The sequence below is a fragment of the Nocardioides sp. InS609-2 genome (assembly GCF_023208195.1).
Taxonomy (GTDB): domain Bacteria; phylum Actinomycetota; class Actinomycetes; order Propionibacteriales; family Nocardioidaceae; genus Nocardioides.
This window is the reverse complement of sequence record NZ_CP060034.1, coordinates 1,867,941-1,890,880: the sequence shown is the minus strand read 5'-3', so window position 1 is coordinate 1,890,880 and position 22,940 is coordinate 1,867,941. Positions and strand designations below refer to the sequence as shown.

Annotated in this window: 25 protein-coding genes; 12 read left to right on the top strand and 13 right to left on the bottom strand. The window is 70.0% G+C overall.

All coding sequences use genetic code 11. The features are described 5' to 3' along the window. Position 1 precedes the first annotated feature (1 nt). Positions 2-1,411 carry an MFS transporter gene (locus H4Q84_RS09915; protein ID WP_248583221.1) on the bottom strand — a complete coding sequence of 470 codons (1,410 nt, stop codon included), beginning with the start codon at positions 1,409-1,411 and terminating at the stop codon, positions 2-4. A gap of 67 nt (positions 1,412-1,478) precedes the next feature. Here H4Q84_RS09915 and H4Q84_RS09910 point away from each other — a divergent pair, with 67 nt between their 5' ends. Further along, positions 1,479-2,264: a DUF3027 domain-containing protein gene (locus tag H4Q84_RS09910; protein ID WP_248583220.1), complete on the top strand. Its 786-nt coding sequence runs from the start codon at positions 1,479-1,481 to the stop codon at positions 2,262-2,264. On the opposite strand, the gene H4Q84_RS09905 is transcribed toward H4Q84_RS09910, so the two are convergent. Then, complete coding sequence (locus tag H4Q84_RS09905; protein ID WP_248583219.1) at positions 2,261-2,551, bottom strand: DUF2530 domain-containing protein; 291 nt, start codon at positions 2,549-2,551, stop codon at positions 2,261-2,263. The genes H4Q84_RS09910 and H4Q84_RS09905 overlap by 4 nt on opposite strands. An 80-nt stretch (positions 2,552-2,631) precedes the next feature. On the opposite strand from H4Q84_RS09905, the gene H4Q84_RS09900 reads away from it, so the two are divergent. The 7 genes from H4Q84_RS09900 (at position 2,632) to tuf (ending at position 10,438) form a co-directional block, all read left to right on the top strand. Beyond that, positions 2,632-4,083 (top strand): NCS2 family permease, encoded by a 1,452-nt coding sequence (locus tag H4Q84_RS09900; RefSeq protein ID WP_248583218.1) that lies wholly within the window; start codon positions 2,632-2,634, stop codon positions 4,081-4,083. A 119-nt stretch (positions 4,084-4,202) separates the two neighbouring features. After that, positions 4,203-4,652: a MarR family transcriptional regulator gene (locus H4Q84_RS09895; RefSeq protein WP_248583217.1), complete on the top strand. Its 450-nt coding sequence runs from the start codon at positions 4,203-4,205 to the stop codon at positions 4,650-4,652. Positions 4,653-4,662: 10 nt separating this feature from the next. Continuing rightward, the gene (locus H4Q84_RS09890; protein WP_248583216.1) at positions 4,663-5,952 is read left to right on the top strand and encodes an MFS transporter; all 1,290 of its coding nucleotides are present in this window, start codon (positions 4,663-4,665) and stop codon (positions 5,950-5,952) included. Positions 5,953-6,137: 185 nt separating this feature from the next. Continuing rightward, entirely contained in the window at positions 6,138-6,512 is a 375-nt protein-coding gene (gene rpsL, locus H4Q84_RS09885; protein ID WP_101526259.1) for a 30S ribosomal protein S12, read from the top strand. Position 6,513: 1 nt separating this feature from the next. After that, on the top strand, positions 6,514-6,984 hold the full coding sequence (gene rpsG, locus H4Q84_RS09880; RefSeq protein WP_248583215.1) for a 30S ribosomal protein S7: 471 nt from the start codon (positions 6,514-6,516) through the stop codon (positions 6,982-6,984). 73 nt (positions 6,985-7,057) lie between these two features. After that, the gene (gene fusA, locus H4Q84_RS09875) at positions 7,058-9,169 is read left to right on the top strand and encodes an elongation factor G (protein WP_282580328.1); all 2,112 of its coding nucleotides are present in this window, start codon (positions 7,058-7,060) and stop codon (positions 9,167-9,169) included. Positions 9,170-9,244: 75 nt separating this feature from the next. Next, positions 9,245-10,438 carry an elongation factor Tu gene (gene tuf, locus H4Q84_RS09870; protein ID WP_248583214.1) on the top strand — a complete coding sequence of 398 codons (1,194 nt, stop codon included), beginning with the start codon at positions 9,245-9,247 and terminating at the stop codon, positions 10,436-10,438. A gap of 60 nt (positions 10,439-10,498) precedes the next feature. Here tuf and H4Q84_RS09865 read toward each other — a convergent pair whose 3' ends face one another. Then, a complete protein-coding gene (locus tag H4Q84_RS09865; protein WP_248583213.1) occupies positions 10,499-10,672 on the bottom strand; it encodes a hypothetical protein in 174 nt (57 codons plus the stop codon). Between the two features lie 48 nt (positions 10,673-10,720). Between H4Q84_RS09865 and trmB the strand changes: the two genes are divergently transcribed. After that, on the top strand, positions 10,721-11,440 hold the full coding sequence (gene trmB / locus H4Q84_RS09860) for a tRNA (guanosine(46)-N7)-methyltransferase TrmB (protein ID WP_248583212.1): 720 nt from the start codon (positions 10,721-10,723) through the stop codon (positions 11,438-11,440). Positions 11,441-11,453: 13 nt separating this feature from the next. Here the strand turns inward: trmB and H4Q84_RS09855 are convergent, their stop codons facing one another. After that, complete coding sequence (locus H4Q84_RS09855) at positions 11,454-12,152, bottom strand: class I SAM-dependent methyltransferase (protein ID WP_248583211.1); 699 nt, start codon at positions 12,150-12,152, stop codon at positions 11,454-11,456. Positions 12,153-12,283: 131 nt separating this feature from the next. Further along, positions 12,284-12,682, bottom strand: coding sequence for a hypothetical protein (locus H4Q84_RS09850; RefSeq protein ID WP_248583210.1), 399 nt, complete (start codon positions 12,680-12,682; stop codon positions 12,284-12,286). 484 nt (positions 12,683-13,166) lie between these two features. Between H4Q84_RS09850 and H4Q84_RS09845 the strand changes: the two genes are divergently transcribed. Then, positions 13,167-14,471, top strand: a complete 1,305-nt coding sequence (locus H4Q84_RS09845) for an MFS transporter (RefSeq protein ID WP_248583209.1) — start codon at positions 13,167-13,169, stop codon at positions 14,469-14,471. Here H4Q84_RS09845 and H4Q84_RS09840 read toward each other — a convergent pair. Genes H4Q84_RS09840 through H4Q84_RS09830 form a run of 3 tightly spaced genes read right to left on the bottom strand, consistent with a single transcriptional unit; the run spans position 14,432 to position 16,143 of the window. Next, positions 14,432-14,875, bottom strand: coding sequence for a VOC family protein (locus H4Q84_RS09840; RefSeq protein ID WP_248583208.1), 444 nt, complete (start codon positions 14,873-14,875; stop codon positions 14,432-14,434). The genes H4Q84_RS09845 and H4Q84_RS09840 overlap by 40 nt on opposite strands. Positions 14,876-14,884: 9 nt before the next feature. Next, complete coding sequence (locus H4Q84_RS09835; RefSeq protein ID WP_248583207.1) at positions 14,885-15,322, bottom strand: AraC family transcriptional regulator; 438 nt, start codon at positions 15,320-15,322, stop codon at positions 14,885-14,887. Positions 15,323-15,324: 2 nt separating this feature from the next. Further along, positions 15,325-16,143, bottom strand: coding sequence for an RDD family protein (locus H4Q84_RS09830; RefSeq protein ID WP_248583206.1), 819 nt, complete (start codon positions 16,141-16,143; stop codon positions 15,325-15,327). Positions 16,144-16,167: 24 nt separating this feature from the next. On the opposite strand from H4Q84_RS09830, the gene H4Q84_RS09825 reads away from it, so the two are divergent. Beyond that, a complete protein-coding gene (locus tag H4Q84_RS09825) occupies positions 16,168-17,163 on the top strand; it encodes a stage II sporulation protein M (protein WP_248583205.1) in 996 nt (331 codons plus the stop codon). A gap of 72 nt (positions 17,164-17,235) precedes the next feature. After that, positions 17,236-17,751, top strand: a complete 516-nt coding sequence (locus tag H4Q84_RS09820; RefSeq protein ID WP_248583204.1) for an rRNA adenine N-6-methyltransferase family protein — start codon at positions 17,236-17,238, stop codon at positions 17,749-17,751. Here H4Q84_RS09820 and H4Q84_RS09815 read toward each other — a convergent pair. From H4Q84_RS09815 to H4Q84_RS09795, 5 genes are read right to left on the bottom strand one after another with little or no spacing between them, the layout of a single operon-like run. Further along, positions 17,748-19,040: a DUF58 domain-containing protein gene (locus tag H4Q84_RS09815; RefSeq protein WP_248583203.1), complete on the bottom strand. Its 1,293-nt coding sequence runs from the start codon at positions 19,038-19,040 to the stop codon at positions 17,748-17,750. The genes H4Q84_RS09820 and H4Q84_RS09815 overlap by 4 nt on opposite strands. Positions 19,041-19,053: 13 nt before the next feature. Beyond that, positions 19,054-20,031 (bottom strand): MoxR family ATPase, encoded by a 978-nt coding sequence (locus H4Q84_RS09810; protein WP_248583202.1) that lies wholly within the window; start codon positions 20,029-20,031, stop codon positions 19,054-19,056. Then, positions 20,028-21,140, bottom strand: coding sequence for a DUF4350 domain-containing protein (locus tag H4Q84_RS09805; protein ID WP_248583201.1), 1,113 nt, complete (start codon positions 21,138-21,140; stop codon positions 20,028-20,030). Before H4Q84_RS09805 ends, H4Q84_RS09810 begins: the two co-directional genes overlap by 4 nt. Then, on the bottom strand, positions 21,137-21,748 hold the full coding sequence (locus tag H4Q84_RS09800) for a DUF4129 domain-containing protein (RefSeq protein WP_248583200.1): 612 nt from the start codon (positions 21,746-21,748) through the stop codon (positions 21,137-21,139). The genes H4Q84_RS09805 and H4Q84_RS09800 overlap by 4 nt, the downstream gene beginning before the upstream one ends. Beyond that, on the bottom strand, positions 21,745-22,884 hold the full coding sequence (locus H4Q84_RS09795; RefSeq protein ID WP_248583199.1) for a hypothetical protein: 1,140 nt from the start codon (positions 22,882-22,884) through the stop codon (positions 21,745-21,747). The genes H4Q84_RS09800 and H4Q84_RS09795 overlap by 4 nt, the downstream gene beginning before the upstream one ends. Positions 22,885-22,940: the final 56 nt, after the last annotated feature.

Below are 22,940 nucleotides of genomic sequence, written 5' to 3'. Positions count from 1 at the left end.
CTCAGAGCGTCGTACGCCGCCGCGAAATCAACACGAACGCAGCCCAGGCCGCCAGCGCCGCGGCCGCGAAGCCCAGCCCCAACCGGGGCATCAGCGGCATCGCGATGCCCACGAAGCCGCCGATCACCCAGGCCAGCTGGAGAGTCGTGTCGGAGAGCGCGAACGCGCTGGACTGGATGCGCCCAGGCACGTCGCGCTGGATCGTGGAGTCGAGCGACAGCTTCGCCAGTGACTGTGCGAGGCCGGCGGTGAGGCCGAGCAGGGCCAGCGCGAGCACGCCGTAGAACATCGCCGCCACGAGCGCGAGAGCGGCGTCGGCGAGCAGCGCGACGACGACCGTGACGGCCGGGTTGATGCGCCGGGTCATCGAGGCGGCGGCGATGCCGAGGGTGTTGCCGAGGCCGGCGGCGCCGATGACGATGCCGAGCAGGTACTCCGGTTTCCAGCCGTCGATCGGGTTCTCGCGCAGCAGGAACGCCATGAACATCGTCAGGAAGCCCGACAGCCAGCGTGGCCCGGCGTTGGCCCGTAGCGCGAACGCCACCGCCGCCGGGATGTGCACCCGCTGGCGTCTGGTCGAGGTCGGCGCCGTGGCCTGTGCGTCGGCCGGGCTCGGCATCAGCACGAGCGTGCCCTCACCCTGGCTCGAGTCGACCCTTTCGGGCAGCCGGATCGCCAGGATGGTGGCGACCACGAAGACCGCGAAGGCGTAGCGCAGCGACCACTCGGGACCGAAGTACGACGCCCCGGCTGCCAGCGGTGCCGAGATCGCCGCCCCGACGACACCGGCAAGCGAGACGCGGGCGTTGGCCTTGACGAGCGTGAGGCCCGCCGGGATGAGTCGTGGCACGGCGGCAGCACGGGTCACGCCGTACGCCTTGGAAGCGACGAGGACTCCGAGCGCCGCCGGGAACAACCACGCGGAGTTGGTGACCACCGCCGTCCCCAGCACCCAGCAGAGGAAGCCGCGGATCGCCATGGTCGAGCCGATGGCCCAGCGCCGGCCGTGGCTGAACTTGTCGAGGAACGGTCCGATCAGCGGTGCCACGATCGCGAACGGAAGCATCGTGAGACCGAGGAAGAGGGCTACCTGGCCGCGTGCCTCGCCGGTCGGGACCTGGAAGAAGAGCGTGCCGGCAAGCGAGATCGCGACCGCCGCGTCACCCGCGGCGTTGAAGGCGTGCAGCTCGATGAGTCGGGAGAGTCCGGAGTCGCCGGCGCCCTCGGCGCGGGCGGCCTTGCGGGCCTGGGTCGCCGAGAACCGGCCGGCGCGGCCGGTCACCCGGGCGGTTCCAGCGACGCCGCGACCGGTCACGCGGGCGAGTCCCGCGAGACCACGCCCGACCACCCGGCTGGCGGCCTTGGCGCGCTCAGCACCCGGTCGCGGGGGCACAGGTTCGTTCGTCGTCACTTGATCATCCTGCCCGGTGGTGCAGCCCGGGGAGACAGCGCCACACGGCATTTGCCATGATGGGCCGGTGACCCCACTCGCCGCCGCCACCAAGCCCGACGCCACCTTGGTGAAGGCCCACGACACCGCGCGCTCGGTGCTGCTGGAGCAGGCCCCCGCGGACGACATCGGGGAGCACCTCGGCCATGAGGTCGAGATCGAGGCCGAGAAGGTCGTCACCCACTTCTTCGAGTGCACTCGCCCCGGCTACCTCGGCTGGCGCTGGGCCGTCACCCTCGCCCGCGCCCCGCGTCAGAAGGACGTCACGGTCAACGAGATCGTGCTGCTCCCAGGCGCCGACTCCATCGTGGCCCCCAGTTGGCTGCCCTACAGCGAGCGCCTCCAGCCCGGTGACCTCTCCCCGGGCGACCTGCTGCCCGTCGAGGACGAGGACGCGCGCCTGGTCCCGACCTACCTCTTCGGCGACGACTCTCTCGACGCCGGCGACACCGCCCAGGTCAAGCAGGTCGCCGCCGACCTCGGCCTCGGCCGGGTCCGCACGCTCTCGGTCGAGGGCCGCGACGTGGCCGCCCAGCGGTGGTACGACGGCGACAGCGGCCCCGAGGCCCCGCTCGCCAAGTCGGCACCGGCCACCTGCACCTCGTGCGGCTTCCTGGTCCGGATCGCCGGCCCGCTGTCGGAGATGTTCGGCGTCTGCGCCAACGGCAACGCCAACGACGACGGCCGGGTCGTTTCGTTCGACCACGGCTGCGGTGCGCACTCCGAGGTCAAGCTGAGCCGCAAGAACCAGCCGGCCCCGCCGCCCGAGCACGCCTTCGACAGTCTCAGCATCGACGACTTCGAGACGTTCTAGCCTTCGGAGGCGTGCAGCTCGGCGCGCGCCTTGCGCCGCCGGCGGCAGTACTCCAGCCCGAACAGGCCAAGCCCGAAGCCGGCCATGCAGGTCCACAGCCACCACACGTGGCCGTCGTCGCTGAGCCTGCCGTAGAACGGCAGCAGCGCGAGGAAGCCGAGGAGCCACAGCGCCGTCCCCACCTCGAGGGTGCGCACGCCGTCGACGTCGAGGGGCGCCACATCGGCCACGATGTAGGTCCGGTTGCCGATCTCGTGCTGCTTCGGCTGGTCGTCGCGCAGTTCCACGCCTCGCACGCTAGCAACCTCCGCCGCTCGGCGTACACGCGGCGGGTGCGGAAGAACGCCGGCTCTGTCAAGATGCGGCAGTGACCCAGGCAGCGACCACCTCGTCCCGCGGCGTCGACCGCTTCTTCCACATCTCCGATCGCGGCTCCACCGTCGGCCGGGAGTTGCGCGGCGGCCTCGTCACCTTCCTCACGATGGCCTACATCATCGTGCTCAACCCGATTATCCTGCTGGCCGGCAAGGACATGAACGGTGACCTGCTCGCCGACGGCGACTTCGCGGCGATCAGCGCAGCGACCGCGCTGGTGGCCGGCGTGGTCACGATCCTGATGGGTGTCGTGGCGAACTACCCGCTCGCCCTGGCGACCGGGCTCGGGCTCAACGCGTTCGTCACGTTCTCCATCGCCAGCCAGATGACGTGGGCCGACGCGATGGGTCTGGTCGTGCTGGAGGGCCTGATCATCCTGGTGCTGGTGCTCACCGGCTTCCGCGAGGCCGTCTTCCAGGCCGTACCCGCCCAGCTCAAGACGGCCATCTCCGTCGGCATCGGCCTGTTCATCGCCCTGATCGGGCTCGTCGACGCCGGTTTCGTACGCCGCACCGGCGTCGGCCCCGTCCCGGTCGAGATGGGCATCGGTGGTCAGCTCTCCGGCTGGCCGGTGCTCGTCTTCGTGGTCGGTCTCGTCCTCGTGATCGGCCTGTACGTCGCCCGCGTCAAGGGCGCGATCCTCATCTCGATCGTCGTGTCGACCGTGTTGGCGATCATCGTCGAGAAGATCGCCGACGTCGGCCCGTCCGTCAGCGACGCAGGCGTCAACCCCAAGGGCTGGAACCTCAACGTCCCCGCCATCCCCGACTCGGTCGTCGACCTGCCCGACTTCCAGCTGCTCGGCAACTTCAACCTGCTGGGCTCGTGGGAGAACGCCGGCGTGGTCACGGTCTGCCTGTTCATCTTCACCCTGTTGCTCGCCGACTTCTTCGACACGATGGGCACGATGACGGCCATCGGCGCCGAGGCCGGCCTGCTCGACGAGGAGGGCAACCCGCCCAACATCCGCCGGATCCTGGTCGTCGACTCGATCGCCGCCGTCGCGGGTGGCGCGGCCAGCGTCTCGAGCAATACGTCGTACATCGAGTCTGCCTCCGGCGTCGGCGAGGGCGCCCGCACCGGACTCGCATCGGTCGTCACCGGCCTGCTGTTCCTCCTGGCGACACTCTTCGCGCCGCTGGTGCAGGTGATCCCCAACGAGGCGGCCGTGCCGGCGCTGGTGCTCGTTGGCTTCCTGATGATGCAGCAGGTCAAGGGCATCGACTGGGACGACCTCGAGATCGCGATCCCGGCGTTCCTCACGATCGTGCTGATGCCGTTCACCTACTCGATCTCAGCCGGCATCGGCGCCGGCTTCCTGGCCTTCGTGCTGATCAAGGTCGTCCGCCGCAAGGCCTCGGTCGTGCACCCGCTGATGTGGGTGGTGGCCGCGATGTTCGTCGTCTACTTCGCGATCTCGCCGCTCAGCGCCTGGCTCAGCTGAGCCGCACCGCGGGGTAGTCCAGTCACCTCGTGTCGCTGAAGCAGCACCACAACGACAAGAAGTGACTGGACTACCCAAGCAGGAATACTTAGCACAGGTAATGAGTTAGGCTAAGTATCATGCCAACGGTCGAGAAGGTTGCCCGCACCAACGCGGGACTCGCTGCCGAGCTCCGCAACTCGGTGATGCGCCTGCGTCGCCGGCTGGCCAACGAACGCCACCCCGACAACGAGCTCAGCCTCGGCCAGATGGCCGTCCTCGGCTGCCTCTACCGCAACGGCGACCTGCCGATCGGCGCGCTCGCGGGCGCCGAGAAGGTGCAGCCGCCGTCGATGACACGCACGGTCACGGCCCTCGAGGCCGCGGGCTACGTCGTACGACGTCCGCACGAGCTCGACGGCCGTCAGGTCGTGGTCGAGCTGACCACCTCCGGTCGGGCGACCGTGCTGGCCGACCGCGACCGACGAGACGCGTGGCTGGCCCTGAAGCTGGCCGCCCTCACCCCCGACGAACGAGCCGCCCTGCGCGTGGCGGCTCCCATTCTCCAGCGACTCGCGCAGGAAGACTGACCGCGACCAGATGAGTCCCACATTCCGCTCGCTCCGCAACCACAACTACCGGCTCTACCTGGCCGGCAGCATCGTGTCGAACACCGGCACCTGGATGATGCGTGTCGCGCAGGACTGGCTGGTGCTCTCGATCGCCGGCAACGCTGGCACGGAGCTCGGCATCACGACCGGGCTGCAGTTCCTGCCTGTCCTGGTGCTCTCGCCGTACGCCGGCGTCGTTGCCGACCGCTTCTCCAAGCGGCGGCTGCTCCAGGTGACCCAGGCGACAATGGCCCTGGCCTCCCTGGCGCTGGGCCTCGTCGCCGTCTTCGGTGCCGCTCAGACGTGGCACGTCTACGCGCTCGCCCTGGCCTTCGGCATCGGGTCGGCGTTCGACGCCCCGGCCAGGCAGTCGTTCGTCTCCGAGATGGTCGGCCCCGAGGACCTCACCAACGCGGTCGGCCTCAACTCCGCCAGCTTCAACACCGCGCGCATCATGGGCCCGGGTCTCGCCGGCCTGATGATCGGCGCGCTGGGCGACGGCATGGTCGCCTCCGGCTGGGTGATCCTGATCAACGCGGTGTCCTACCTCGCAGTGATCTACCAGCTCGAACGCATGGACACTGCCGAGCTCAACACCCCGGCCCGCCGCACCGGGACCAGCAAGGGGATGCTCCGCGAGGGGGTGGCCTACATTCGCAGCCAGCCCAAGATGATGATGATCTTGGTGATGGTGTTCTTCGCCGGCACGTTCGGCATGAACTTCCAGATCACCTCCGCCCTGATGGCGACCGAGGTGTTCGACAAGGGCGCGGGGGAGTTCGGCGTCCTCGGCTCGGCGATGGCGGTCGGCTCGCTGGCCGGAGCCCTGCTCGCGGCCCGCCGGGTCCGCATCCGGATGCGGCTGCTCGTGCTGGCGGCCCTCGGCTTCGGCCTCGCGGAGATCGTGGCAGGCCTGCTGCCGTCGTACCTCAGCTTCGCGCTCTTCGCCCCGCTCATCGGACTGTGCACGATCACCCTGCTCAACTCTGCCAACGCCACCATGCAGCTCGAGTCAGACCCGATGATCCGCGGCCGGGTGATGGCTCTCTACATGACTATCGTCATGGGCGGCACCCCGCTGGGCTCGCCCGTGATCGGCTGGATCGGCGAGACGTACGGCGCCCGCTGGTGCCTGATCGTGGGCGGCGTCATGGTCATCGTCGGCGTCGGTCTGGCCTTCGTGGTCTTCCTGCGGACGTCCCACCAGACCATCATCGAGGCGCTGCGCGGAACCGCCGTGATCGCCCCGGTGGAGGAGCAGCTGCAGCAGACCGCCTGAGCCCGCGTCCGGCGTTTTGACCCCCTCATGCGCGACGGGTAATCTCGATCCTCGTGTCTGGGTGACCAGACATTTCCGGCGTGCCCTCAGTAGCCGCCGCTCACATGGCACATCGAAACACTCGCAACATGACCGCGTCCGGCACCGTGCCGGGCCGTGACAGCACATTGAAAGGGAACCACCAGGTGCCCACCATTCAGCAGTTGGTCCGCAAGGGCCGTCAGGACAAGGTGTCCAAGAGCAAGACGCCTGCCCTCAAGGGTTCGCCCCAGCGACGCGGTGTCTGTACCCGCGTCTACACCACCACCCCGAAGAAGCCGAACTCCGCTCTCCGCAAGGTCGCCCGCGTGCGCCTGTCGAGCGGCGTCGAGGTCACGGCGTACATCCCGGGCGTGGGCCACAACCTCCAGGAGCACTCGATCGTGCTCGTCCGCGGCGGCCGGGTGAAGGACCTTCCCGGTGTCCGCTACAAGATCATCCGCGGCACCCTCGACACCCAGGGCGTCAAGAACCGTAAGCAGGCTCGCAGCCGCTACGGCGCCAAGAAGGAGAAGAGCTGATATGCCGCGCAAGGGTCCCGCACCGAAGCGTCCGATCGACGTCGACCCCGTTTACGGGTCACAGATCGTCACGCAGCTCGTCAGCAAGGTCCTCCAGGACGGCAAGAAGCAGGTTGCTCAGCGCATCGTCTACACCGCGCTCGAGGGCTGCCGCGAGAAGACCGGCACCGACCCGGTCGTCACGCTCAAGCGTGGTCTCGACAACGTGAAGCCGTCCATCGAGGTCAAGTCCCGCCGTGTCGGCGGCGCGACCTACCAGGTCCCGATCGAGGTCAAGCCCAACCGCAGCACGACCCTGGCCCTGCGCTGGCTCGTCGGCTACGCCGCCGACCGCCGCGAGAAGACCATGGCCGAGCGCCTCATGAACGAGATCCTCGACGCGAGCAACGGCCTCGGTGCCGCTGTGAAGAAGCGCGAGGACACGCACAAGATGGCCGAGTCCAACAAGGCTTTCGCCCACTACCGCTGGTGACGAGTGGAGTACGCCGCACGCGCGGCGTACTCCTCCCACCGCCCCCACTACTTCGAGGGACTGAGACTGACCTGTGGCTGTCGACATCACGACCGACCTGAACAAGGTTCGCAACATCGGCATCATGGCGCACATCGACGCCGGCAAGACCACCACCACCGAGCGCATCCTCTTCTACACCGGTATCTCCTACAAGATCGGTGAGGTGCACGACGGTGCTGCCGTCATGGACTGGATGGAGCAGGAGCAGGAGCGCGGCATCACGATCACGTCCGCCGCGACGACCTGCTGGTGGAAGGACCACCAGATCAACATCATCGACACCCCCGGGCACGTCGACTTCACCGCCGAGGTCGAGCGCTCGCTGCGCGTCCTCGACGGCGCGGTCGCGGTCTTCGACGGTGTTGCCGGTGTCGAGCCGCAGACGATGACCGTGTGGCGCCAGGCCAACAAGTACTCCGTCCCGCGGATGTGCTTCGTGAACAAGCTGGACCGCACCGGTGCCGACTTCTTCAACTGCGTCGACATGATGGTTGACCGCCTCAACTCCACCCCGCTGGTCCTGCAGCTCCCGATCGGCGCCGAGGGCGACTTCATCGGTGTCGTCGACCTGGTCGGCATGCGGGCGCTGGTCTGGCGCGGCGAGACCACGATGGGCGAGGACTACGCCATCGAGGAGATCCCGGCCGACCTGGCCGAGCAGGCCGCCGAATACCGCATCAAGCTGCTCGAGACGCTCGCCGAGGCCGACGACGTCATCATGGAGAAGTACCTCGAAGAGGGCGACTTCGGCGTCGAGGAGCTGGAGGCCGCGATCCGTCGCGCCACCCTCGCCGACAAGATCAACCCCGTGCTCTGTGGCACCGCGTTCAAGAACAAGGGCGTGCAGCCCCTGCTCGACGCCGTCGTCAAGTACCTCCCGTCGCCGCTCGACATCGACGCGATCGTCGGTCACTCGGTCAAGGACGAGAACGAGGAGATCAAGCGCCTCCCGTCCGACGACGAGCCGTTCTCGGGTCTGGCCTACAAGATCGCCACCGACCCGCACCTCGGCAAGCTGATCTACGTGCGCGTCTACTCCGGCAAGCTCGCGGCCGGCGCGACCGTGGTCAACTCGGTCAACGGCCGCAAGGAGCGGATCGGCAAGGTCTACCAGATGCACGCCAACAAGCGTGAGGAGATCGCGTCGGTCGGCGCCGGCCAGATCGTGGCCGTCATGGGCCTCAAGGACACCAAGACCGGACACACCCTGTCCGACCCGCAGCACCCGGTGATCCTCGAGTCGATGACGTTCCCGGCCCCGGTGATCGAGGTCGCGATCGAGCCCAAGACCAAGAGTGACCAGGAGAAGCTGGGCACTGCGATCCAGCGCCTCTCCGACGAGGACCCGACCTTCACGGTCAAGGCCGACGAAGAGACCGGCCAGACGATCATCGCCGGCATGGGCGAGCTCCACCTCGAGATCCTCGTCGACCGGATGAAGCGTGAGTTCCGCGTCGAGGCCACCGTCGGCAAGCCGCAGGTGGCCTACCGGGAGACGCTCCGCAAGGAGGTCACCAAGCACAGCTACACCCACAAGAAGCAGACGGGTGGCTCCGGCCAGTTCGCCAAGGTCGTCATCTCGCTCGGTCCCAACATCGACCCCGAGACCGGCACCGGCGCTGGCTACGAGTTCGTCAACAACGTCAGCGGTGGTCGCATCCCGAAGGAGTACATCCCTTCGGTCGACCAGGGTGGCCAGGACGCCTTGGAGTTCGGCGTGCTCGCCGGATACCCCATGGTCGACGTGAAGTTCTCCCTCGAGGACGGCGCCTACCACGACGTCGACTCGTCCGAGCTCGCGTTCAAGATCGCCGGCAACCAGGCGTTCAAGGAGGCTGCTCGAATGGCGAAGCCGGTCCTCCTCGAGCCGATGTTCGCCGTCGAGGTGACCACCCCGGAGACCTTCCTGGGCACGGTCATCGGCGATATCAACAGCCGTCGCGGCCAGATCCAGAACCAGGAGGAGCGCCACGGTGACATGGTCATCGACGCCCTCGTGCCGCTCTCTGAGATGTTCGGGTACGTTGGCGACCTGAGGTCCAAGACCTCCGGCCAGGCGTCGTACTCGATGGAGTTCGACTCGTACGCCGAGGTTCCCACGAACATCGCCGACGAGATCATCAAGAAGGTCCGCGGCGAGTAGTCGCCCCGGATCCTCGGCAGTTGCACCGTCCATCACCCACGATTCAAGTAACAACCCAAACCAGGAGGAGCCCCAGTGGCTAAGGCGAAGTTCGAGCGGACCAAGCCGCACGTCAACATCGGCACCATCGGTCACATCGACCACGGGAAGACGACGCTGACCGCGGCGATCACCAAGGTGCTGCACGACAAGTACCCGACCCTGAACGAGGCCTCGGCCTTCGACCAGATCGACAAGGCGCCCGAAGAGCGTCAGCGCGGCATCACCATCTCCATCGCGCACGTCGAGTACCAGACCGAGGTGCGGCACTACGCGCACGTCGACTGCCCGGGTCACGCGGACTACATCAAGAACATGATCACCGGTGCCGCGCAGATGGACGGCGCGATCCTCGTGGTTGCCGCCACCGACGGCCCGATGCCGCAGACGCGCGAGCACGTGCTGCTCGCCCGCCAGGTCGGCGTTCCCGCCCTGGTCGTGGCGCTCAACAAGTGCGACATGGTCGACGACGAAGAGCTCATCGAGCTCGTCGAGATGGAGGTGCGCGAGCTCCTCACCGAGTACGAGTTCGACGGCGACGAAATCCCCGTCGTCCGCGTGGCCGCCGCTCCGGCGCTGGCCGGCGACGCCAAGTGGGGCGAGTCCGTGGCCGAGCTGATGCAGGCGGTCGACGACTATATCCCGACCCCCGCGCGTGAGATGGACAAGCCGTTCCTCATGCCCGTCGAGGACGTCTTCACCATCACGGGTCGCGGCACGGTCATCACCGGCCGCATCGAGCGTGGCATCGTGAAGGTCAACGAGGAGGTCGAGATCATCGGCATCCGCGAGGGCTCGCAGAAGACCACGGTCACCGCGGTCGAGATGTTCCGCAAGCTGCTCGACGAGGGCCAGGCCGGCGAGAACGTCGGACTGCTGCTTCGCGGCACCAAGCGCGAAGACGTCGAGCGCGGCATGGTTGTCATCAAGCCCGGCACGACCACCCCGCACACCAACTTCGAGGCGAGCGTCTACATCCTCTCGAAGGAGGAGGGTGGCCGTCACACGCCGTTCTTCAACAACTACCGCCCGCAGTTCTACTTCCGCACCACGGACGTGACCGGCGTCGTGACCCTCCCCGAGGGCACCGAGATGGTCATGCCCGGCGACAACACCGAAATGTCGGTCGAGCTGATCCAGCCGATCGCCATGGACGAAGGCCTGCGCTTCGCCATCCGCGAGGGTGGCCGAACCGTCGGCGCTGGCCGCGTCACCAAGATCACCAAGTGATCTAGCAACACACTTCATCGCCAGGAGGCCTCGTTCCCGCAAGGGAACGGGGCCTCTTGGTCATTTCCGCGGACCGGCGTGCGCAGCGAGGGTCGTGAGTACGTCGAGCCAGTACGCCGCCGGCGTGGCGAGGCGGGTGGTGCCGTGGCCAGGGCCGCGTCGTTGCTGTCCGCATGGGCCTGCGTCGACTCCCCAAGCCACAGCCCGGGCCACCCGGCCGTCGGGGAGCGTCACGTTGCCACGGGTTCACGGTAGACGCGATGCCGATGGGACAATTGCCGCATGACGCACGTCCGCCCGGCCCGCCCGCACCAGAAACTCACCCCCGACGGGCGACGGATGCGGGAGGTGCTGTCCTACTCGCGGCGCGGCAGCCGGTTCACGCCCAGCCAGCAGGAGGCGTGGGACGCGCACTCCGAGGGCTGGGTGATCCCCGACGAGGCGGTCGACGAGCCAGACTTCTCACTCGCCAGCTGGTTCGGCCGCGAGGCGCCGCTGATCGTGGAGATCGGGCCCGGCGTCGGCGAGGCGACCGGGGTGCTCGCCGCTGCCCGCCCCGACCACGACGTCCTGGCCCTGGAGGTGTGGACGCCGGGCATCGCGGCCAGCCTGGCCGAGGTCGCGGCGGCTGGAGCGACGAACGTGCGGTTCTGCTCGGTGGACGCCGTCTGGATGCTCGAGCACATGGTGCCCGAGGGCGGCCTGGCTGCGCTGTGGACGTTCTTCCCCGACCCGTGGCCCAAGACGAAGCACCACAAGCGGCGCCTGGTCGACCGCGACTTCGCCGCCGTGGCCGCCTCGCGGCTCGCGCCGGGTGCGGAGTGGCGGCTGGCCACCGACTGGGCTGAGTACGCCGACCAGATGCGCGCCGTGCTCGACGCCGAGCCGGCGCTGTCCGGCGGGGTGGTGGAGCGTTGGGCCGAGCGTCCCGTGACCAAGTTCGAGCGCAAGGGCACCGAGGTCGGCCGCGACATCACCGATCTGGCCTACCGACGGCGCTGACTGGGTGTCCCATTCAGCTTGCTTCGAGGACGAAGAAGATGAAGCACAAGAACGCTGTCCGGTCGGCGAGGTGGGGCGGGAAGAGCTCGCGCGGCGCGTCGGGGGAGGCGGGCGGTTCACTGATGACCGAGATGCGGAAGCCCGCCTCGGTGAACGCGTCCGTCATGGCGTGCAACGGGCGATGCCAGTACGTCAGCACCGCGCTCTGGCCATTGAAGGTGTGCTCCTGCGAGTGCTGCGTGAGGCTGAAGTAGTCGGCGCTCGGCTCGGTCACCTTGTAGACGATGGGGTGGTTCACCGACAGAATGAGACGGCCTCCTGGCTTCAGAACGCGCCGCAGCTCAGCCAGGGGTGCCGTCCAGTCCGGCAGGTAGTGCAGAACGAGCGATGCCACGACGTCATCGAACGCACCATCGGCGAATGGGAGTGGCTGGCTGAGGTCGGCCACGTGCAGCGCTGCATTCTCACCCAGCCTCTGCCGCGCCAGCTCGACCATCGCCGAGCTGGCGTCGAAGCCGGTCACGATGGCACCTTTCGCGCGTAGCGCTGCGGACAGGGGCCCAGAGCCACACCCAGCATCGAGGACTCGGTGACCGTCGACGTCCCCGGCAAGCTCAATCATCGCCGGCCGCTCGTAGTGGCCGTTGATGAGGTTGGACTCGTTATCGGTTGAGTAGCTCTCGGCGAAACTGTCATAGTGGTTGGCCTTCACCAGGTCCCCGCTTTCGTACGAACTCTCGTGGACGGGAGCGAAGTGGTCGATCTTGGCACGGAGGAGCCATCCGGAAGCTCAAGCGCATACGGCGCGTCATCGACCCATTGGCGCTCACCCAGCGGTCGGGGTCAGGCGACGTCGAGACCCTGCTCGTGCAGCAGCCACTCGACGCGCAGCCGCTCGGCCTCCCGGTCGGGCCCGGGCGGCAGGGCCGAGAGGGTGTCTGGCAGCCCGAGTGCGGCGCACGCGTCGCCGAGTGCGTCGTCGTACGCCGCGAGGGTGGCGACGCGACGTACCTGCGGCTGTCCGGGCGTGGGATGCAGCGTCGCCATCCGGAGGCGGCGCAGGTCGGCCGACAGTATGCCGATCGGTGGGCCGGCCGCGGTCGGCGGCGGGGGCGCCACGATGCGCAGCGCCCGCCCGAGGCGGACCATGACCCGGACGATCGCGTCGCCGTAGAACACGACCGAGAGCACCGCGACGAACATCGCGGTGCAGGCCAGCACCGTCAGGATGCCAAGGAGCACCCTCCAACGGTACGCCGACCGGGTCGGTCGCGGCCCGCGGACGGGCCAGCGCCTCGATTGCGTGCCACCTGCTCGTCGCTGGAGCGGCCAGTGCCACCATGTGCAGCGCGCCGACCTCGAGTGCCTGCGCGCCGGCGTCGCGGCGAGGGCGAACGCTGCGAGCGCGGTCGTGCCGCCTCGACGTCACCCGCCGTGCGGAGCAGCCGACCCCGTTCGATCGCGACCCGAACTCCCACGGCGCGGGAGCCGTCGGCCAAGCCATCGAGGACCGCGTGCCCCGCGTCGTACTGCTCCTGAAGGCCGAGCGCGCGGGCCACCTGGGTGGCCACTGGGCGGCCTCGTCGCCACCAGCGGCGGCAGCTGCGTCGCGGAACCTGGCCTCCGAGGAGCTCGGATCATCGATGTCCCACAGTGGCAGCGGATCGATCATTGATGGCATGTTCACACGCGCTGCCGGGTCACCGGCACGCCCTAGAGTTCGTGGGTGACCACGACCGCCGAGCAGATTCCGACCCGGCAGGTCCACCGCGCGTGGTGGGTCGCCGGCGTCACGATGGCGGCGCTGGTCGCTGCCGCCGGGTTCCGGTCCTCGACCGGAGCGCTGCTCGAGCCACTGGAGCAGGACTTCGGCTGGTCACGGTCGACCACGAGCGGCGCGGTCAGCCTCAACCTGATCATCTACGGCCTCACGGCGCCGTTTGCCGCTGCGCTGATGGAGCGCTTCGGCGTACGCCGCGTGGTCGCCGTCGCGCTCACCCTCGTCTCCGTCGGCTCGGGGCTCACGCTGGTCATGACCAGCGCCTGGCAGCTGTGGCTGCTGTGGGGCTTCGCGGTCGGCATCGGCACCGGCTCACTGGCCCTCGTCTTCGGCGCGATCGTGGCCACCCGCTGGTTCGACCAGCACCGCGGGGTCGTGATCGGTGTCTTCTCGGCGGCCAGCTCGACCGGCCAGCTGGTCTTCCTGCCCGCCATCGCCCGGCTCGCCGACGGCCCCGGCTGGCGCTGGGCGGCCGGTCTGGTGGCAATGTTCGCGCTCGCGCTGGTGCCGCTGGTGTGGTGGATCATGCGCGACCGTCCGAGCGACGTCGGCACCACGCCGTACGGCGCACCGGAGGGCTGGACCCCGCCGCCCGCGCCGGTCGTGACGCAGAGCGCCGCCCGGATCGCGATCACGACGCTGCGGGACAGCGCCCGGTCACGCGTCTTCTGGATCCTCTTCATCACCTTCTGGATCTGCGGGTGGTCGACCAACGGGCTGATCGGCACCCACTTCATCCCGGCCGCCCACGACCACGGGATGCCGGCCACGACGAGCGCGAGCCTGCTGGCCCTGATCGGCGTCTTCGACATCATCGGCACGATCGCGAGCGGCTGGCTGACCGACCGGGTCGACAGCCGCTACCTGCTGTTCGTCTACTACTTCCTCCGCGGGCTGTCGCTGCTGGTGGTGCCGTGGCTGCTCGCCGACACCGTGCACCCGAGCCTGTTCGTGTTCATCCTCTTCTACGGACTCGACTGGGTGGCGACGGTGCCGCCGACGGTCGCGCTGTGCCGGCAGCACTTCGGTGAGGTGCGCGCCGGCGTGGTGTTCGGGTGGGTGTTTGCGTCCCACATGGTCGGCGCGGGTGTTGCCGCGTCGTACGCGGGATGGATCAGGGAGGCGAACGGCGACTACTTCGGCGCCTGGATGACGGCAGGCGGGCTGTGCCTCGGCGCCGCCGCCCTGTGCCTGCTGATCCCGCGCGCCGATCACTCGAAGTCGGAGCGCGAGATGTCCTCGGGCGAGTAATCGCGCGGCTCGACCAGCACCATCCAGTTGCCGGAGTTGTCGCGCATCAGTGCCTCGACGCCGTACGGACGCTCCTCGGGAGGCTGGATGAACTCGACGCCCTTGGCGACCAGCTCGGCGTGCGCGGCGTGGCAGTCGTCGACGTACAGACCGATGCCGGGCAGGCCGCCCTCGGCCTGGGCACGCTGCATGGCGCCGATGAGGTCGCCGGAGAGCGGCTTGCTCGGCGTGGTCAGGTGCACCTGGAGCTCGGGCTGGCTGGGGTGCCCGACGGTGCACCACCGGAAGTCCTCGCCGAGGGTGATGTCGTCGCGGGCCTCGAAGCCCAGGACGTCGGTGTAGAAGGCGAGGGACTCGTCGATGTCACGGACCCAGACGCTGACAAGGGAGATGTTGGTGATCATGCCGTCACGCTAGGGGTCTTCGTCGCCTTGCGGCTTCTCCCCGCTTGCGGTCCTGCGTTCGACCAGCCCCCACATGAAGACGTAGCAGCCGGGGATTCGTGGAGCGCCGTCGGCGTAGCGCCGCTGGAAGTCGCTGGGGCTCTCGCCGACGACCTCGCTGAAGCGGCTGCTGAACGAGCCGAGGCTCGAGAACCCGACCGCGTGGCAGACCTCCGTGACAGTGAGGTTGGTGGCACGCAGCAGGTCCTGGGCACGCTCGACGCGACGTTCGGAGAGGTACGCCGCCGGCGTCAGGCCGTACGTCGCGGTGAAGAGGCGGTGGAAGTGCCACTTGCTGATCGCGGCAACCGCGGCCAGCTGCTCGAGGTCGAGCGGCTCGGCGAAGTTGCGGTCGGCGTGGTCGCGGGCGCGGCGCAGGTGCACGAGCACGTCGTCGGCGGGGCGCACGGTCAGCGGCTCCGGGTCAGCCGGCGACGCAGGGACTCCTCGCGAGCAAGGCGGGCGGTGTCGCGTTCGCGGCGGGTGGCGATCACGGCGGCCAGGTAGACCTCCGGTGGGGTGTTCGGCGGCGGCGCCGGGGCGACGTACCGACTCGTCTCGGTCGCCAGCTGGGTGCCCAGTCGGAGCCGCGTCGCGGGGTCGATCTGCGCGACCCGCGAGAGGAACTGCCGGATGCCGAGGGCCAGCCGGGGCGGCAGCGAGGCGATGTCGGCGGTCTGCGCCCAGCGCCTCAGCTCGGGCGGCATCCCGACCGGCTGGGGCAGGCTCAGGCGCACCCGGTCGCGGACGACGTAGGTGCCGGCGGCGAAGTCACCCAGGCGCTTGCCGCGCGAGCTCAGCAGGGCCGAGAAGAACGCCGGGGCGCCGGAGAACGCGTAGATCTCGACGAAGCCGATGAGCGACCGCACGAACGCGTGCTGGAACGAGATCGGGCCGGCGTCGTCGCGCACAGTGCGCAGCCCCATCACCAGCTTGCCGAGCGACCTGCCGCGGCTGAGCGTCTCGACGGTCGTCGGCACCACGATGAACACCGTCACCATGGTGCTGATGAAGGCGACCTGGAGCAGGGCGCCGTCGGTCTGCAGGGCGGCCAGGGTGAAGGTGAAGATGAAGATGACGAGCAGGATGACGGTGACGATGACGTCGATCAGGCCCGACACCATCCGCGAGCCGAGGCTGGCCGCGGGCAGGTCGAGCGCGACGGCCTCGCCGGTGACGAGGTCGTCGGTGGTCAGAGCGGCGTACGCGGCGTGATCGGGGTCGGCCATCGCGGGCCAGCATAGGGTGAGGCTGTGGACCTCGACGCCTACGTGATGGCACACCACCACGAGTGGCGCCGGCTCGAGCAGCTGACCGGCACCCGGCGGCTGTCCGGGCCCGAGAGCGACGAGCTCGTCGACCACTACCAGCGCGTGGCCACCCACCTCTCCGTCGTGCGTACGTCGGCGCCCGACGCCCAGCTCGTCGCCTACCTCTCCGCGCTGCTGTCGCGGGCCCGCAACAAGTCGGCCGGCACCCGCTCGACGACCTGGCGCGGAGTCACCGGCTTCTTCACCGAGCGCTTCCCGGCCGCGCTGTATCGCCTGCGCTGGTGGTGGATCAGCACCTTCGCCGCCAACGTCGCCGCGGTCGCGGTGATGATGTGGTGGCTGCTCGGACACCCCGACGTCGAGCAGAGCCTGATGACGCCCGACCAGATCGACCAGCTCGTCAACGAGGACTTCGAGAGCTACTACAGCCAGTACGCCGCGTCGCACTTCGCCGCCCAGGTGTGGATCAACAACGCCTGGGTCTCGGCGCTCTGCATCGCGCTGGGTGCTCTCGGGGCGCCGGTCGTCTACCTGCTGTTCCAGAACATCGCCAACCTGGCGATCATCGGGTCGATCATGACCAGGCAGGGTCATGCCGGGCACTTCTGGGGCCTGATCCTCCCGCACGGACTGCTCGAGCTGACGGCCGTGTTCGTCGCGGGAGGCGTGGGCTTGCGGCTGTTCTGGTCGTGGGTCGAGCCCGGGTCGCTGACCCGCTCCGAGTCGCTCGCGCGTGAGGGCCGCACCTCCGGCACCGTCGCCCTCGGGCTGGTCGCCGTGCTGCTGGTCAGCGGCGTCATCGAGGCCTTCGTGACACCGTCGGGCCTGCCCACCTGGGCCCGCATCGGCATCGGCATCCTGGCCGAGGTGGTGTTCTTCGCCTATGTCTTCGGCCTCGGCCGGGCGGCGTACCACCGTGGGGTCACGGGCGACGTCGACGCTGCCCTGCTCGAGGACCGGGTGGCAACGCAGGCCTGAAAACCCGTCGCCCCTTCGCCACCGATCTGCCTAGGGTGCCGGGCATGACCACCTACTTCGTGATGGTTCGTCGTGTCCGGCGCACGCTTCAGGCGGGCGTGGGGGTGGCACCCGCTTCGTGACGACTGGGCCGCGCGCATCGTGGCGCAGTCCCTGGTCGGGCCTGCTGACCTGGTGCTCGACCTGGGCGCCGGCACCGGTGCCCTGACCGGCCCCCTGGTCGCCAGCGGCGCCCGGGTCGTCGCGGTCGAGCTGCACCCTGGCCGTGCCGCGGCGCTGCGCAGGCGGTTCCCCGACGTCACGGTCGTCGAGCGCGACCTGCGCACGTTCCGGTTCCCGTCGCGGCCCTTCCGGGTCGTCGCCAGCCCGCCGTACCAGGTGACCTCGGAGCTGGTGCGCTGTCTGTTGCGGGCCCAGGCGCTGCGTGGTGCCGATCTCGTCCTGCAGCGCGGGGCGGCCAGGCGGCTCGTCGAGCAGCAGCCGCGGTCGCGGCGCCCGAGGCTCGAGCTCCGGATGCCCGTGCCGCGGCACGCGTTCCGTCCACCGCCGCAGGTCGACTCCGTGGTGCTGGGGATCAGGAGGCGCTAGAGCAACCCGCGCGCCTTCAGGGCGAGGTAGTGGTCGGCCAGCGCGGGCGGCAGCGCCTCGGCCGGCGCGTCGACCACGTCGGCGCCGAGCGCGCGCAGCAGGTCGCTGGTGCGGCGGCGCTGGGCAAGCACCTGCTGGGCTGCTGCCGCGTCGTACACCTCGGCGGCGTCGGAGTGCAGCGCCGCCATGGCCGACAGTGCGGGATCCTGCACCGACGCGAGTACGACGCGGTGGTGGCGGATCAGAGTCGGCAGCACAGGCAGCAGGCCCTCCTCGATCGCGGTCGGCTCCAACGGAGTGAGGAGTACGACGAGCGCCCGCTGCCGACCCATCGCCGTGACCGCCCCGGCGAGCGCGGTCCAGTCGGCCTCGGCGATCACCGGCTCGAGGTCGGCCATCGCCTCCTGGAGGGTGGCCGCGACGTCGCGAGCGCCGGCTGAGCGCAGCCGGGTCCGGATCTGCCGGTCGCCGGCCACGAAGTCGATCCGGTCGCCGGCACGCGCGGCCAGCGCGGCCAGCAGCAGCGCGGCGTCCATGGCGGAGTCGATGCGCGGGACGTCGTCCACCCGGCCGGCGGAGGTACGGGACGTGTCGAGCACCAGCACCACCCGGCGGTCGCGCTCGGGCTGCCAGGTGCGCACGACCACGGTGCGGTTGCGGGCCGACGCGCGCCAGTCGATCGAGCGCACGTCGTCACCGCGCACGTACTCACGCAGCGAGTCGAACTCCGTGCCCTGCCCCCGCACCCGGACGGCCGAGCGGCCGTCGAGGTCGCGCAGCCGGGCCAGCCGCGAGGGCAGGTGCTTGCGGGAGTCGAACGGCGGCAGCGACCGCACGGTGCCGGGCACGTCGAGTGTCGCCTGGCGGGCGGCCAGCCCGAGCGGTCCGAAGCACCGAACGGTCACGCCGGAAGCGCGCAGGTCGCCGCGTCGTACGGGAAGGAGGGGTGTGCTGACCCGCGTGCCGGCATCGCGCGTCACGCGCACCTTGTGCCGGTTGTCGGAGGCGCCGGCGCTGGGTTGCCAGGCATCGCGCACGGTCGCCCGCATCGTGCGCCCGCCCTCGGTCGACAGGGCGAGCTCGGAAACGGCGGGCGTGCCCTGCCGCACCGTGCCGGGCGGACGCCGCGACATCGTCATCGCACGCGGCGACGGGGCGAGTGCCCAGTCGGCGAGCACCAGCAGGATCACGGCGAGCAGCCACAGCCACACGGTGCCCATGCCGGGGCGCAGCACCACCGGGGCCAGGCCCAGGAGGAGCAGCAGGGGTACGCGCCCGGTGATGGCCATCAGCTGTGCTGGTTCATCGGGGAACCGGCACCGAACCCAGCGCCGACGACAACACGGCACTCACGTCGACACCCTCGAGCTCGGCCTCGGGGCGCAACCCCAGCCGGTGCACGAGCGCGGCGTGCGCGAGCGCTTTCACGTCGTCGGGCGTCACGAAGTCGCGGCCGGTCAGCCACGCCCACGCCCGTGCGGCGCGCAGCAGCGCGGTCGCACCACGCGGGGAGACGCCCAGCGACAACGACGGCGACTGGCGGGTGGCCCGGGCGATGTCGACGATGTAGCCGACCACCTCCGGCGAGACCTGTACGCCGCGGCAGGCTGCTTGTCCGGCGACGATGTCGGCCTGCCCAGCGACTGCGGTGACGCCGGCAGCCGCCAGGCCGCGCGGGTCGAAGCCGGCCGCGTGCCGAGTGAGGATCTCGAGCTCGTCGGCACGTTGTGGCACGGGCAGCACCACCTTGAGGAGAAAGCGGTCGAGCTGGGCCTCGGGCAGCGGGTAGGTGCCTTCGTACTCGACCGGGTTCTGAGTCGCTGCGACAAGAAATGGCCGGGGCAGTGGTCGTGACACCCCGTCGACGGACACTTGGCCCTCCTCCATCGCCTCCAGCAGCGCCGACTGCGTCTTGGGCGGCGTCCGGTTGATCTCGTCGGCGAGCAGCAGGTTGGTGAAGAGCGGCCCCTCGCGGAACGCCAGCTCGCCCCGGCTGCCCTCGATCACCATCGACCCGGTGATGTCGCCGGGCATCAGGTCGGGCGTGAACTGCACGCGCCGCGTCTCGACCGCGAGCGACGCCGCGAGGGCGCGCACCAGCAGTGTCTTGGCCACACCCGGCACGCCCTCCATCAGCACGTGGCCGCCGGTGAGCAGGGCGACGAGCAGGCCCGACACGGCGGCGTCCTGGCCGACTACGACCTTGCCCACCTCGGCGCGTACGGCGGCCAAGCGCTCACGTGCGTCGTCGACCGGGGTTTCCTGCAAAGTCTCTGTCATGTGCGACGTACCTCTCTGTCGAGTGCGGCCAGCTCGCTGGCCAGGTGAATCAGGTCGGAGTCGGTGGCGGGCGCGGATGCGGAGTCGTCGAGCAGCCGGGCCAGGTCGTCGGGACGTCGGCCCGTGTGGGCGGCGAGGGCCGGAACCAGCACGGCGAGGTCGCCGGGAGGCAGCCGCAGCGTGCTCTCGGCAGAGCTGCGCGCGGCCCGGCGCAGCGCGGTGGCGGCGTGCGCCCGGTCACCGACGCGGCGATAGAGCTTGCCCCGGCTCTGCGTGGTCTCGACCGCCTTCACCACCACCGGCAACGGCTCGGTGGCGAGTGGACCGAGCCGGCGCCCGCGCCAGAGCATCAGCGCGATGGCGGTGAGCCCGACGAGCCACAGCGCCGGGATCAGCCAGCGGGGGAGGAGGCTGCGCACGCTCACCCCGTCGTCGCCGACCAGGTCGGCGTAGGTCGGGACGTACCAGACCAGCCGCGGCCGCTCGCCCAGCAGCCGCACCGCCGCGGCGCCGTTGTCGGCCCGCAGGATCTGGTCGTTGGTGAGCATGTCGCCCGCGCCCAGCAACGCGACCCGGTCGGTGGGCCTGGCCAGCAGTCGACCGTCGGCTGTGGGGAAGCAGCCGGTGCCCTTGAACGCGAGCCCCCTGTCGATGCTGATCTCGAGGTCACGCAGCGCCGGCTCGTCGCAGCCGGCATCGACGGAGCCTGCGGGCGAGACGGTCGTCGGCAGGTTGGCGAACCCCAGCGCCTCGACCGCGAGGATGCCGGGCTCGGCCACGACGAGCCGACCGGGGGCGGCATGGTCGAGCAGCCGACGGGTCGTGCTCTCGCCGAGCTGCTCGCTCGACGTGACGAGCACGGTCGTGCCCGCGTCGACGTCGGCCGCGTCGAAGTCGTCGGCGGTGCGCGCCACGCTCACCTCGATGCCCCGGTCGTCGAGCACCCGGGCCAGCGCACGAGCCCCGTCGGTGCCCGGGTTGTCGGGGTCGAGCCGCGCGTCGGTGCGATTGCCGGGAGTGCCGAGAAGCAGCACCACGAGCAGCGCTGCCAGGAGGCCGCCGGCGATGAGCACCGTCGAACGGTGCCGCTGCCACCGTGACTGGGTCATCGCGCGCCCACCAGGTCGTCGTCGAGTGCCAGGACCGACATCGCCTGGTCGCGCGTGGCCGGCCGGCCGCCGTACAGGACGAGGTCGAAGAGGGCAGCGGCGTCGTCGATGCGCCCAGCCACATCGGGTACGGCGAGCCCGAGGTCGCGGGCCACCTCGTGCGCAGTCGCGCCGGGTGTCTCGGGCAGCCGGCCCCGCTCGATCTGGCGTACGGCGAGCGCCCGGAAGCCGTCGACCAGGGCGTCGTCGGGGCGGTCGTCGGACAGGGCCGCCTCGGCCCGGGCGCGCAGCTCGGCGGCGCTGATGCGCTCATCGGTCAGCAGCGGGCCGGACCCCGGCGCACCGGTCGGCGAGCGGCGGGCCCGGCTGAGCAGCCAGGCCAGGCCGAGCACGAGCAGCAGCAGGACGAGCATCGCCACGAACGTCGACAGCGGAGGCACCCGGGAGGCGGCGTCGAGACCGTTGGTGACGGTGCGCTCGAGCCAGGAGATGAGCCGGTTGAGGAAGTCCTGGTCGTTGTACTCCGGCTTCACCAGCTCGCGGCGCAGCCACGACCGGGCCTCGTCGGGCGAGGGGTCGAGCGGCGCGGCGAGTAGAGCACGGATCACGAGACGGGGATCCCCGCCCGCGTCATCAGCTCGACGTCGTACGCCTCCTTGCGCATCCGCTGGTCGAGGTACTGCAACGAGGTCATCGTCGCGGTGAACGGCGACACGAAGGCCGCGGCCACCACGGAGCTCGCCGCCTGGCTCAGCACGAGGAGGAAGAGCGCGGACTCGGTCGGCGCACCGGCCGCGAGCGCCCCCTGGCCCAGGAACGAGATGGGCAAGGAGAGCATGCCGCCGGCAATCTGCGCCACGATGAGGGTGAGCAGGGCGATGCCGAACGTGCGCCAGAACTGGTGGCGGGTCAGCGTGAAGCCGCGACCGATCGCGCCGCGGATGCCGACGTCCTCGAGCATCAACGCAGGCACCGGCAGGTAGTAGACGCGGATCCAGAACCAGAGCATGAACGCCACGAAGAGCGGCACGCTCACCAGCCCGAAGACGACCAACGGCCACGCGTTCTCGGAGAGCAGGGCGACCGCCACCCACATGGCGGCGTACACGCTGATCGCCACGATCAGCATCAGCGCGAGCAGGAAAGTGAGGCCGATCAGCTTCCAGCGGCGGCCGCGGGTCTCGCCCCACGCCTCGACCAGGCCGAGCCGCTTGCCGATCGCGGCGGCCGCGCACACGCGGGCGATCATGCCGGTGACGAGGATCAGGCCGATCGACTGGAGGAAACTGCCGAGGACCAACGAGCCGAGCGCCCCGACGAAGCCGGCGATCTCTGCCGTGCTGACCTCGGCACCGCTCGACGACGCGTCGAGCGAGAGATCGAGCCCGAGACTGAGGGCGGCGGTGATGAGCACCGGGATCGTCATCGAGATCGCGGCCACGAGGACGGCCGAGCCGACGGTCGCCTTCGGGTTGAAGCGGATGATCTTGAACGTCGCGTCGAACATGTCCGACAGGCCCAGCGGCCGCAGGGGGAGTGCGCCGGGCTTGTGGGCCACACCCAACGGCGCCTGACCGGGTGGCCGCCATCCGGGCGGTGGAGGTGGCGGCGCGTACGACGCGGGGCCCTGTCCCTGCCACTGCCCCTGCCATGCGCCCTGTCCGGGCGCTGGGTAGAGCGGCTGGTTGGGCTCCGACGGACCCGCGCCGGATCCCGGGGGCGGGAACTCGCCCTGACTCGACATGCCCAACCCCCGCCTCGCGTGCCCGGTCTCCTGCGGCGGCCATCCTCGCAGACTCG

Bases quoted from the DNA above. Each gene is read 5' to 3' on its own strand.
- H4Q84_RS09895 (WP_248583217.1), top strand. From the start codon at position 4,203: ATGCCAACGGTCGAGAAGGTTGCCCGCACCAACGCGGGACTCGCTGCC.
- H4Q84_RS09890 (WP_248583216.1), top strand. From the start codon at position 4,663: ATGAGTCCCACATTCCGCTCGCTCCGCAACCACAACTACCGGCTCTAC.
- rpsG (WP_248583215.1), top strand. From the start codon at position 6,514: ATGCCGCGCAAGGGTCCCGCACCGAAGCGTCCGATCGACGTCGACCCC.
- trmB (WP_248583212.1), top strand. From the start codon at position 10,721: ATGACGCACGTCCGCCCGGCCCGCCCGCACCAGAAACTCACCCCCGAC.
- H4Q84_RS09840 (WP_248583208.1), bottom strand. From the start codon at position 14,875: ATGATCACCAACATCTCCCTTGTCAGCGTCTGGGTCCGTGACATCGAC.
- H4Q84_RS09830 (WP_248583206.1), bottom strand. From the start codon at position 16,143: ATGGCCGACCCCGATCACGCCGCGTACGCCGCTCTGACCACCGACGAC.
- H4Q84_RS09815 (WP_248583203.1), bottom strand. From the start codon at position 19,040: ATGGCCATCACCGGGCGCGTACCCCTGCTGCTCCTCCTGGGCCTGGCC.
- H4Q84_RS09810 (WP_248583202.1), bottom strand. From the start codon at position 20,031: ATGACAGAGACTTTGCAGGAAACCCCGGTCGACGACGCACGTGAGCGC.
- H4Q84_RS09805 (WP_248583201.1), bottom strand. From the start codon at position 21,140: ATGACCCAGTCACGGTGGCAGCGGCACCGTTCGACGGTGCTCATCGCC.
- H4Q84_RS09795 (WP_248583199.1), bottom strand. From the start codon at position 22,884: ATGTCGAGTCAGGGCGAGTTCCCGCCCCCGGGATCCGGCGCGGGTCCG.